Source organism: Sphaerimonospora mesophila (assembly GCF_001417795.1).
In the GTDB taxonomy this organism is placed as follows: domain Bacteria; phylum Actinomycetota; class Actinomycetes; order Streptosporangiales; family Streptosporangiaceae; genus Sphaerimonospora; species Sphaerimonospora mesophila.
Map to the genome: position 1 here is coordinate 441,366 of NZ_BCBX01000030.1, position 11,280 is coordinate 452,645.

Genomic DNA, 11,280 nt, shown 5'->3' on the forward strand with positions numbered 1-11,280 from the left:
TCCGCAAGACACACGGAGGCCATGTGGTTCGCCGAGCCGTCGCCCTGCTGGCCGCTCTGCTCGCGGCCGGATGCGCGGGGTTCGCGGACACGGCCGCCGGTGGATCGGCGGGCGACGGGACCGGCGGCACCGGGCCGATCACCCTGGCGATCGGCCGGGACACCACCGCCTACCTGGGGCCGCTGCTGGAGCGGTGGAACCAGGCGCATCCCGACGAGCCGGTGACGTTGCTGGAGCTCCCGGAGGCGGCCGACGAGCAGCGTGCCCAGATGGTCGCCAACCTGCAGGCCCGCAGCGAGGTCTACGACGTGCTCGGGCTCGACGTGGTCTGGACGGCGGAGTTCGCCGACGCCGGCTGGATCGTGCCGCTCGACCGCAGCCAGTTCCCGCTGGACAAGATGCTCAGGGGGGTCGCCGACACGGCGATCTACCGCGACCGGCTGTGGGCCGCGCCGTACGTGAGCAACGCGGGCCTGCTCTACTACCGCTCCGACATCCTCAAGAAGGAGCGGCTGAAACCGCCCAGGACCTGGGCGGAGCTACGCGATCAGGCCCGACGGCTGGGCGCGAAGTATCGAATCGGGGGATACGCCGGGCAGTTCCTCCCGTATGAGGGGCTGACCGTGAACTTCGCGGAGGCCGTACGATCCGCGGGCGGGTCGATCCTCAGCCCGGACGCCCGCGGCGTCACCCTGGATCTCGGCACCGCGCGCACCGCGCTCGACTTCCTCGTCGGCGGCGTCAAGGAGGGGTGGATCCCCCGCGAGGCGCTGACGTACAAGGAGGAGGAGTCCCGGCTCGCCTTCCAGGAGGGGCGGCTGCTGTTCACCCGGAACTGGCCGCACGCGTACGGCCCGGCCACCCATTCCGAGCTCGCCGGTAAGTTCTCGGTGACCAGGCTGCCCGGACCTGACGGTCCGGGGTCCAGCGCGCTCGGCGGGCTGAACCTCGCGATCAGCGCGTATTCGAAGCGCCAGAAGACTGCGCTCGACTTCATCCGCTACTTCACCGGCCCGGAGATCCAGCGGCTCGTGCTCACCGAGGGGTCCTTCCCGCCGGTCCGGGCCGAGCTGTACGACGATCCGGAGCTGATCAAGCGCTTTCCCTACCTGCCCGTGCTGAAGGAGTCGATCCTGTCGGCACGGCCGCGACCGGTCACCCCCGACTACAACCAGGTCAGCCTGGTGATCTCCAGCACCGTGTCCGCGGCGCTGAACCTTGGCACACCCGTTGACGAAGCCGTCGCCGACCTGAAACAGGGCCTCGGCGAGGTGATCCACCCCGGAGGATAGATGATGCGCAAACTCCCCATCCCGATCGCGCTGCTCGCTCTCGCGGCCGTGGCGTGCGGCGGCGGCACGGGCGACGAGCCCGCCGGCCAGGCGAGCGCCTCCAGCGGCGGCGACGCCGCGGCCGCCAAGCCGCTGGAGGGCGTCACGATCGAGGTCGCGGCCAAGTGGACCGGCGACGAGCAGACCAACTTCGAGCAGGTCCTCAAGGCATTCCAGGACAAGACCGGCGCCACCGTGACCTACGCCTCGACGGGTGAGGACACCGGCGCCTACCTCGGCCCCCGCATCCAGGGCGGCAACCCGCCGGACGTCGCGATCCTGCCGCAGCCGGGCCTGGTCCAGCAGTACGCCGACGAGAACGCGCTCAAGCCGCTGTCCGCCGAGGTGCAGGCGCAGATCGACCAGAACTACACGCCGTACTGGAAGGAGCTCGGCTCGGCCAACGGCCAGGTGTACGGCGTGCTGGTCAAGGCCGCGCACAAGTCGCTCATCTGGTATCGCCAGAGCGCGTTCGACGACGCCGGGGCGCAGCCCGCCACGACCTGGGACGATCTGATCGGCAAGACCGCGCAGACGCTGTCGGACTCCGGCATCGCGCCGTTCGCGCTGTGCGGCGCCTCGGGCTGGACGCTCACCGACCTGTTCGAGAACGTCTACCTCTCCAGCGCCGGCCCGGAGAACTACGACAAGCTCTCCAAGCACGAGATCCCGTGGACGGACCCGACGGTGACCACGGCGCTGGAGAAGATGGCGCAGATCTTCGGCAAGAAGGAGTTCATGCTCGGCGGCTCGTCCGGCGCGCTGCAGACCGACTTCCCGACCTGCGTCACCCAGGTCTACGCCCAGAAGAAGGCCGCGATGGTCATCGAGGCCGACTTCGTCGCCGCTTCGCTGGGCCAGTCGGGCGCCGAGGTCGGCCAGGAGGCGCAGATCATGCCGTTCCCGAAGGCGGGCGACACGGCCCCGGTCGTCCTCGGCGGTGACGTCGCCGTGGTGATGAAGGACTCCAAGGGCGCACAGGCGCTGGTGGAGTTCCTGGCCTCCAAGGAGGGCGGCGAGGTCTGGGCCAAGCAGCCCGGTTACCTGTCCCCCAACCGCAACGTCTCGCCCGACAACTACCCCAGCGACCTGACCAGGCAGCTCGCCCAGACGATCATCTCGGCCGGCGAGGCGGTCAGGTACGACATGTCGGACCTTGCGCCCAGCGCCTTCGGCGGCACGGACGGCAAGGGCGAGTGGAAGCAACTGCAGGACTTCCTGCGCAACCCGTCCGACGTGAAGGGCGCGCAGGAGAAGCTCGAGGCGGACGCGGCCAAGGCGTTCAAGAAGTAGTGGGAGGAAGGCCGTGACCGAACGGCTCGACGGCCCGCAGGCCTCCGGCGGCGGCGAGACCTCCGCCGCCGGGGCCTCCCCCGGCCGGACCGACCCGCCAGAAAAGACCCCCACGGAGTCGACCGCCACAGAGTCGACCGCCACGGAGCCGACCCCGGCAGGGACGACCCCCTCGGAGAAGCCCCGCACCGGGAGGGTACGCGCGCGGCTCGGCCCTTCGCCGACGCTGGCGGTGCTGTTCCTGCTGCCCGCGCTGCTCCTGCTCGGCGTGTGGATGGTCTACCCCGTCATCTACTCGATCTTCCGCAGCCTCTACGACGCCTCGGGCGAGCGCTTCGTCGGGCTGGGCAACTACGCATCGATCTTCACCGACTCCGCGACGCTGACGACGATCAGGAACAACATCATCTGGGTCGTGGTAGCCCCGCTGGTGGTGACGGTGCTCGGCCTCATCTTCGCCGTGCTGACCGAGCGGATCCGCTGGGCGACCGCGTTCAAGCTGGTCCTGTTCATGCCGATGGCGGTCTCCCTGCTCGCGGCCGGCGTCATCTTCCGGCTCGTCTACGAGCAGGACCCGGACAAGGGCGTGGCCAACGCCGTACTCACCACGGTCCACGACACGTTCTCCTCGAGTCAGGGCTATCCGGGCGCGCGGCCGCGCGACAACGACCAGGCGCCCGCTGTCGCCCAGGAGGACGGCACGGTGACGCTCCGGCGGCCGGCCGAGCCCGGCCAGACCGTGCTGATCCCGCTCGTCGGCCTGCCGCCGGACTCGGTCAAGGACGCGACGCCCGCCGAACCGGCCGCCGCGACGCCCGGCGACGGGATCGGCGGCACCGTCTGGCTCGACGTCGTGCGCGGTGGCGGCGGCACGGTCAACCAGGTCGACGCGCAGGAGAAGGGCCTGGAAGGCGTCACGGTCGAGGCGGTCTCCGGTGGCCAGGTCAAGGCGACCACGGAGACGGCGGCCGACGGCACCTTCCGCTTCACCGGCCTGCCCGCCGGGTCCTACACGGTACGGCTCCCGCAGTCGAACTTCGCGGCGCCGTTCAACGGGCTGACCTGGCTGGGCCCGACCCTGATCACTCCGGCGATCATCGGCGCCTACATCTGGGTGTGGGCCGGGTTCGCGATGGTGCTGATCGCGGCCGGGCTGTCGGCGGTTCCCCGAGACGCGCTGGAAGCGGCCAGGATCGACGGCGCGACCGAGTGGCAGGTGTTCCGCCGGATCACGGTGCCGCTGCTCTCGCCGGTGCTTCTCGTCGTCTTCGTCACGATGATCATCAACGTGCTGAAGGTCTTCGACCTGGTGTTCATCATCGCTCCGGGCTCGGTGCAGCCCAACGCCAACGTGATCGCGCTGGAGATGTGGCGGGTGTCGTTCGGCGGCGGCAACAACCAGGGCCTGGGCAGCGCGCTCGCGATCTTCCTGCTGGTGCTGGTGGTGCCGTTCATGATCTTCAACATCCGCCGGTTCAGGAGGGACGATCGATGACAACGCTTGCGGCCGAGCCCCGGCAGGCGGCGGCCGGGATCGAGCGCGGCCTCGCCGGGCGCGTCGTCGATCGGATCGGCGGCGGCGTGATCCAGGTGTTCCTGGTCCTCGTCGCGGTGTTCTGGCTGGTGCCCACGCTGGGGCTGCTCATCGTGTCGATGCGCGACGAGACCGCCAACAACTCGTCCGGCTGGTGGACGCTGTTCACCAAACCGGCCGAGATCACCTTCGAGAACTACTCGAACCTGCTGGCCTCCGGCTTCACCTCGTCGTTCTGGAACACCGTCCTGATCACGGTCCCGGCGACCTTGCTGATCATCGCCATCGCGGCGATGGCGGCCTACGCGTTCGCCTGGATCGAGTTCCCCGGCAGGGACACGGTCTTCCTGCTCGTCATCGCCCTGCTGGTGGTGCCGATCCAGATCGCGCTGATCCCGATCGCCAAGCTGTACGGAACACTCGAGATCTTCGGCTCGATCGTCAGCGTGGTCCTGTTCCACGTCGCGTTCGGCCTGCCGTTCGCCATCTTCCTGCTGCGCAACTTCTTCGTCGGCATCCCGCGTGAACTGCTGGAGGCGGCCAGGATGGACGGCGCACCGGAGTGGCGGATCTTCGCGACCGTGGTGTTCCCGCTGGCCAAACCGGCGGTCGCGTCACTCGGGATCTTCCAGTTCCTGTGGGTCTGGAACGATCTGCTCGTCGCCCTGGTCTTCGCCGACAGCGGGAACCAGCCGATGACCAAGGCACTGCAATCTCAGATGCGACAGTTCGGCACCAACGTGGACATCCTCGCCCCGGGAGCCTTCCTGTCGCTCATCATCCCGCTGGTGTTGTTCTTCGCCTTCCAGCGGTACTTCGTCCAGGGCCTGCTCGCCGGATCGGTGAAGTAGGACGACATGGCGAAGTAGGACATGGCGAAGTAGGTCCGATCGAACGGCTCAAGCACGTCGGATGCCCGCTTCACGGGGGTAAGCGGGCATCCGATCTTTATTTCCCATCCTTGCCGTACGGCACGCGAAAAGCCGATAGAGTGCCCGACCATGGCAGGACGTCCGTTGAACGAACTCGTGGAAGCCGGCTGGGCTGAGGCCCTCGAACCCGTCGCGGGGCGGATCGCCGCCATGGGCGACTTCCTCCGGCAGGAGATCGCGGACGGCCGCCAGTACCTCCCCGCCGGGTCCCAGGTGCTCCGCGCGTTCCAGCAGCCGTTGAGCGAGATCCGCGTGCTGATCGTCGGACAGGACCCCTATCCCACCCCCGGCCACCCCGTCGGTCTCAGCTTCTCCGTCGCACCCGATGTGCGCCCGCTGCCGGGGAGCCTGCTCAACATCTTCAAGGAGTACACGGCCGACCTCGGTCATCCGACACCGTCCAACGGCGACCTCACCCCCTGGACCGAGCAGGGCGTGCTCCTGCTCAACAGGGTGCTGACCGTGATGCCGGGCAAGCCCGCCTCCCATCGGGGCAAGGGCTGGGAGGAGGTCACCGAGCAGGCCATCAAGGCGCTCGTCGCGCGCGGCGGCCCGCTGGTGGCCATCCTGTGGGGTCGCGACGCCCGCAACCTGCGGCCCATGCTCGGCAGCGCCGTACCATGCATCGAGTCCGCGCACCCGAGCCCGCTGTCCGCGCGTAGCGGGTTCTTCGGCTCCCGGCCGTTCAGCCGGGCCAACGAACTGCTGGAGCGGCAGGGTGCCGCGCCGGTCGAGTGGAAACTACCCTGACGCCTGCCGATAGGATCAACCACCATGAGCGATGCAACGGACACGGGACGCTATCTGCGCCTCACCGTCGACCTGGTGGTCGAGGTCCTCGATGTGGACGCCCTGCAGGCGGCGGCGCTGGCCGAGATCCGCAACCCGGAGGCGGAGCTTGACGACGCCGAGCGCCAGGAGCAGATCGAGCTGGTCGGCTCCGACGAGACCGGCGCTGCGGCGTTGCAGTGGCTCATCGAGCCCGCCCACGTGCTCGGCCTCGTCGAGCACGTCCAGGAGGTGGAGCCGAGGGAGGCCATGCTGGGCGTCGAGCCGTCCGAGGGCATCCTTGAGGAAGAGGAAGAACACGACCACGAGGGTCCCGACGACCACCTGCTCTGAGAGGGCGTTCGACGGTTGACGCCTCTTTCGCCGTTGCGATTGGGCGAGGCGGGCTGGTCAAGTGACGCGCAGCGGAGCTACGGACGCGGCTGAGCGGACAACCCCGGCTCGGCTTCGCCGGTCAGGGCCGCCTCGCGTGCGTCGATCCTGCTGAGCAGCCATGTGCCGGAGTCCGGGGCGGTCACGCCTCACGCCACCCGCCCGGCAGGAGTACCGAAGGAGCGTGGGCCGCGTCGGCACCGAAGAGACGCGGCCCCTGCGGTCGCCGGACGCAGGTCGAGACGCTATCGGTCTCGGGACTACGCCCGTGTCCGGCGATCTCCCGACATTCCGCGGACTTGACCCTCCGCTCGGGTCCGTGCGATGGGCGCCAGTGCCAGTAGATGGGGAGGCCGCGCACCCCGTGTCGCTACCGTGCCGAGTGTTCTTCGGGGGGGAGAAGCCGGTCGGAGGCGTTCAGGTTTACTCATCAGCACAGCTCAACACCTCACCCAATCGCAACGGCGAAAGGGGCATCAATTATCGAACCGCCTTCTGAGCATTTCCGACGCCGCGTCACCGGCGCGGCGGTGGGTTCCACGTGATCCCCGGCACGGTCGAGGCGATCGGCTCGTCGAGGTGCCGGACACCTCCCGCCCGGCCCGGCTCCGCTGCGGTGTGGCCGGGCCGCGGAGCACCTCCGCCGGTGTCGAGGGCGAGCATTACGGCGAGCACACCGAGCATGCTCCCCATCGCGGCCCGCTGAGCCCGCAGCCAGACGGGCCGCCGCGCCAGGAATCCCGCGATGCCGCCGGCGGCCAGCACGATCGACAGGTTCACCGAGGCCGCCACCACTATCTGGAAACCGCCGAGGGCGATTCCCTGGAGCAGCACGTTCCCTTTCTCCAGGTCGATGAACTGCGGAATGACGGAGATGTACAGGATCGCTATCTTCGGATTGAGCAGATTCGTCATCAACCCCATCGTGAAAAGCCGGCGCGGAGGATCGTCGGGCACCTCGCGCACGGCGAAGACCGATGCGCCGCCCGGTTTGACGGTCTTCCAGGCGAGCCACAGCAGGTAACCGGCTCCCGCCAGCCTGATCACGGTGAGGATCTCCGGAAACGCGGTGAACAGCGCCGCCAGCCCGAGGTTCGCGCCGACCAGATAGACGAGGAACCCCGCCACGACGCCGCACAGGGAGATCATTCCGGCCCGGTGTCCCTGACCGATGCTCCGCGAAACCAGATACATCATGTTCGGGCCGGGAGACAGCACCATTCCCAGCGCGATGGACACGACGCCCAGAATCGCACTCCACTCGACCATCGACGCCGTCCCCCTTCCGCGACGCTTCCTTTCGATTTCCTCAGCGTATTCTCCAAGCCCTTTCGAGTGCAATAATGAATATTGCACTCGGTGCAATATTGTGTTTGGATTGCTGTCGCGGCTACCGAGGAGATTGTGATGGAGAGCTACCGGCAGGTCGCCGACGAGGTGGCCGCGCAGATCACCGCCGGCCGGCTGCGACCGGGCGACCGACTGCCGCCCCAGCGGGACTTCGCCCGGAGGCACGGCATCGCGAACTCCACCGCCGCCCGTGTGTACAAGGAGCTGAACCGCCGCGGCCTGACGGTCGGCGAAGTCGGCCGCGGCACCTTCGTGCGGGCCTCCGCCCGGCACCCCGCGCCCGCCCTCGCCGAGCCCGGCGGCAGCAGGATCGATCTCGAACTCAACCATCCCGTCGTGCCCGGGCAGGCTGACCTGCTCGGTGACGCCATGAGGCCGCTGCTGCGGCCGGACGTCCTGCTGTCAGCCATGCGGCCGATCGGCGCGGGCGGTAATTCGCTCGCCCGCGACGTCGTCGTCGACCTCGTCACACGCGGAGACTGGCGCCCGGACCCGGCGCGGGTGCTCTTCGCCGGCAACGGCCGTCAGGCGATCGCGGCCGCCGCGCTGGTTCCCCCGGGCGCACGACTGGGCGTCGAGGAGCTCACCTATCCGGTCCTCAAGTCGATCGCCGGCCGGCTCGGGGTCACCCTCGTCCCCCTGGCCGTCGATGAGGCCGGGCTGGTCCCCGATGCGGTGGCGGCCGCCGCGCGCAAGGCTCCGCTGAAGGCGATCTATCTCCAGCCGACGCTGCACAACCCGCTGTCGCTCAGCATGCCCGTCGAACGGCGGGCCGAGCTCGCGAGCGTGCTCGCCCGGCTGGGCGTCCACGCGATCGAGGACACGGTCTGGTCGTTCCTCCGTGACGACCTGCCCCCGCTCGCCGCCTGGGCGCCTGAGCACACGATCCTCGTCGACAGCCTCTCCAAACGGCTCGCGCCCGGTCTGACCGTGGGATTCGCCGTCGTTCCCAGGCCGCTGGTGGCCGCCGTCACCGCGGCGCTGCACTCCGGAGGCTGGGCACCGATGCGGTTCGCGCTCGAGGCGGCCACGCGATGGTCGATCGACGGTGTCGTACGGTCGGTGACCCGTGGCAAGCAGCGAGACGCGGCCGCCCGCCAGGAGATCGCCGCACGCCACCTGGGCGAGTTCTCGGTGCACGGCGACCCGCGTTCCTACTACCGCTGGTGGGAGCTCCCGCCGCCGTGGCGGGCCGACACGTTCGTGGCCGCCGCCGCACGGCACGGCATCGCGGTGACACCCGCGGCGGCCTTCGCCGTCGGCGACCACCGCGCCCCGAACGCCGTCCGGCTCGGCCTCGCATCGCCCCCGGTCGAGACACTGGCGCACGCGCTGGCCGTCCTCAGCGAGCTTGCCCGCTCCTCACCGGAAGACCATCTGGCCGAGTGAGCAGTTCGGTGTAGACGTCCCAGAACCGGTCGTGGTCCACGGCGCGTACGGTCAGGCCGTCGGCGTCCGTGGCGATCTCGGGGCGGAGGAAGACCGCGGCCGCCACCGCGTCCCAGACGAACACCCGGTGGTCGGACTCGGCCGCGAACCGCGGCCCCTCCACCGCCGTGAAGAGCCGGGTGACCGGAGTTTCCCCGGCCGCGACCACCCGTTCATAACCCTCCCGGTCCATGACGAGCGGGTCCGCCACCTCCAGCGGAATGACCAGCCTGCGCGGAAAGGGCGCGTCGAACACGACCCGTGAGGCATCGGGGTCGAACCACCGGTTGAACTCCTCGCTTTCCGCGTCGTCGCCGAGGACGACCACCGCCCGGATCAGGGGCACGATGTCCGGATGGTCGCGTACGGCTCGGGCCAGGTTGGTGGCCGGGCCGAGCATGAAGAACGTCACCTCGCGGGGATGCCGGCGCACCTGGTCGGCGATGAAGTCCGACGCGCGTCCTGCGGCGGGCTCGGTCGCGGCGTATCCGCCGTACGGCGGGGTGGGCAGCGAGCGGTGCGAACTCGGCCGGGGCCGGTCCAGCGCGCCCCGGCAGTCGGGGCGGTGACCCTGCCGGAGCACGGGCCTGGCGGTGTCGCCGGTCACCACGGGAATGCTCGTCCTGCCGATCAGTTCGAGCTGCCGCAGTGCGTGGGCGGTGCCCTCCTCCGGCCAGGTGTTGCCGCCGACCGTGGTGAGGCCGAGGATCTCGACATCGGCGGCGGCCAGCAGGAACAGGGCCTGGGCGTCGTCGTTGAGCTCTCCCATGTCGGCATCGATCAGTATCTTTCCGGCACCGGGCGGGGCGTCGAGCGGCCGGGCGACCGAACAGGCGGCGGCCGCGCAGAGTACGGCCAGCCCGATCACCCGGAGCAGAAAATTGCGCATCATGTTCCGCTTGTCGGTTTCACGGCCGCTTCCGGTTCGGTCGGCCGCCGAGGCTACGCTCACGAGCCGGTATGAACCGCTCGCGGGGGTCGGCGCGACAAGTGACCGAGAGACCGTCGAGACCCCGGTTGCCGGGCAGGAGTGATGGACGAACACCACAAATGGGATGACCCGCGATTGCTGCGTGCGATCGCGGACGGCGACCGGCGCGCCCTGGAAGTGATCTATGCCCGGCACGCGCCGTGGTTGGTCATCCGGCTCACCCGGCGGTGCGCCGATCAGGCCGTCGTGGACGAGGCGGTGCAGGACACCTTCGTGGCGATCTGGCGCACCGCACGCACGTGGACCGGCAGGGGCGAGGTGGCCGCCTGGATCTGGGGGATCGGCGTCCGCCGGCTGCTGGACCTGTTGCGCAAGAAGCCCCACGTCATGTCCCCGATCCTGGAGCCGACCATGGTGTCCGCCGAGGACCAGGTCCTGCTCGGGATCGAGTACGGCGAGCTGGGCAGAGCGCTGGACACGCTCTCGCCGGAACTGCGGGCCGTGGTCCAGGCGACCGTCTTGGACGGCCTCACCACCCGGGAGGCGGGGAAGCTGCTCGGCATCCCCGCAGGAACCGTGAAGACGCGCATGATGCGCGCGAAGTCCCTGCTGAGGGAGGAACTGGCATGAACCAGCACACCGATCGGCCCGGGGACACGAACGGGGACGGACACACGGACACGAACAGGGACATGCATCCGGACGGGCAGGCAGGCCGGCGGACGGGCTGGCATATGGACGACGACCTCGCGGTGGCGTACGCCGAAGGCCGCCTCTCCCCCACCACGGCCGCGTCCGTCGAGGCGCATCTGCTGGCGTGCGCGAGTTGCCGGGGGCTGCTCGCGCCTCAGGTCTCCCAGACGCGGCTCGACCGGATCTGGGTCGAGGTCGTCGACGTCGTCGACACACCCGCGCCCGGGCCGTTCGAACGGCTGCTCCGCCTGGTCGGCGTACGCCATCACATCGCCCGCCTGCTGGCCGCCGCGCAATCTCTCCGCCTGCCATGGTTGGCGGGCGCTTCGCTCGCCCTGTTCTTCGCGGCGCTCGCCGCCGGGGAGACGACGAGGTGGGGCGTGATCGGGTTTCTCGCCCTGGCGCCGATCGTGCCGGTCCTCGGGGTGGGCCTGGCCTTCGGCCGGGGCGCGGACCCGGCGTACGAGATCGGGCTGGTGGCGCCGTACTCCGCGTTCAGGGTGATGCTGCTGCGGGCGGCCGCCGTGCTGATCACCTCGGTGGTGCCCGCGCTCGTCATCGGGGTCGCCTTCCTGGGGCAGACGTGGACGGTGGTCGGCTGGCTGCTGCCCGCGCTCGCGCTCACCT

Annotated in this window: 11 protein-coding genes; 9 read left to right on the forward strand and 2 right to left on the reverse strand. The window is 69.7% G+C overall.

Annotated elements, in window-relative coordinates:
- Positions 1-23: 23 nt before the first annotated feature.
- From AP234_RS02380 to AP234_RS02405, 6 genes are all read left to right on the forward strand, one after another.
- Positions 24-1,292 (forward strand): ABC transporter substrate-binding protein, encoded by a 1,269-nt coding sequence (locus AP234_RS02380; protein WP_055477827.1) that lies wholly within the window; start codon positions 24-26, stop codon positions 1,290-1,292.
- A 3-nt stretch (positions 1,293-1,295) separates the two neighbouring features.
- Positions 1,296-2,624, forward strand: a complete 1,329-nt coding sequence (locus AP234_RS02385; RefSeq protein ID WP_055478209.1) for an ABC transporter substrate-binding protein — start codon at positions 1,296-1,298, stop codon at positions 2,622-2,624.
- Positions 2,625-2,637: 13 nt separating this feature from the next.
- Positions 2,638-4,119: an ABC transporter permease subunit gene (locus AP234_RS02390; protein ID WP_055477828.1), complete on the forward strand. Its 1,482-nt coding sequence runs from the start codon at positions 2,638-2,640 to the stop codon at positions 4,117-4,119.
- Positions 4,116-5,009, forward strand: coding sequence for a carbohydrate ABC transporter permease (locus AP234_RS02395; protein WP_055477829.1), 894 nt, complete (start codon positions 4,116-4,118; stop codon positions 5,007-5,009). The genes AP234_RS02390 and AP234_RS02395 overlap by 4 nt, the downstream gene beginning before the upstream one ends.
- A 150-nt stretch (positions 5,010-5,159) precedes the next feature.
- Positions 5,160-5,840 (forward strand): uracil-DNA glycosylase, encoded by a 681-nt coding sequence (locus tag AP234_RS02400; RefSeq protein ID WP_055477830.1) that lies wholly within the window; start codon positions 5,160-5,162, stop codon positions 5,838-5,840.
- Positions 5,841-5,864: 24 nt separating this feature from the next.
- The gene (locus tag AP234_RS02405; protein WP_055477831.1) at positions 5,865-6,212 is read left to right on the forward strand and encodes a hypothetical protein; all 348 of its coding nucleotides are present in this window, start codon (positions 5,865-5,867) and stop codon (positions 6,210-6,212) included.
- Positions 6,213-6,767: 555 nt separating this feature from the next.
- On the opposite strand, the gene AP234_RS02410 is transcribed toward AP234_RS02405, so the two are convergent.
- Entirely contained in the window at positions 6,768-7,520 is a 753-nt protein-coding gene (locus AP234_RS02410) for a LysE family translocator (protein WP_063842737.1), read from the reverse strand.
- A gap of 138 nt (positions 7,521-7,658) precedes the next feature.
- Here AP234_RS02410 and AP234_RS02415 point away from each other — a divergent pair, with 138 nt between their 5' ends.
- Complete coding sequence (locus AP234_RS02415) at positions 7,659-8,990, forward strand: PLP-dependent aminotransferase family protein (RefSeq protein ID WP_055477832.1); 1,332 nt, start codon at positions 7,659-7,661, stop codon at positions 8,988-8,990.
- Here the strand turns inward: AP234_RS02415 and AP234_RS02420 are convergent.
- Positions 8,944-9,921 carry a nucleoside hydrolase gene (locus tag AP234_RS02420; RefSeq protein WP_055477833.1) on the reverse strand — a complete coding sequence of 326 codons (978 nt, stop codon included), beginning with the start codon at positions 9,919-9,921 and terminating at the stop codon, positions 8,944-8,946. The two genes, AP234_RS02415 and AP234_RS02420, sit on opposite strands and share 47 nt — an antisense overlap.
- Positions 9,922-10,062: 141 nt before the next feature.
- Between AP234_RS02420 and AP234_RS02425 the strand changes: the two genes are divergently transcribed.
- Together AP234_RS02425 and AP234_RS36995 are read left to right on the forward strand one after the other, a co-directional pair.
- A complete protein-coding gene (locus AP234_RS02425; RefSeq protein WP_055477834.1) occupies positions 10,063-10,590 on the forward strand; it encodes an RNA polymerase sigma factor in 528 nt (175 codons plus the stop codon).
- The coding region (locus AP234_RS36995) for a zf-HC2 domain-containing protein (RefSeq protein ID WP_055477835.1) at positions 10,587-11,280 on the forward strand (694 nt) is incomplete at its 3' end. The genes AP234_RS02425 and AP234_RS36995, both read left to right, overlap by 4 nt.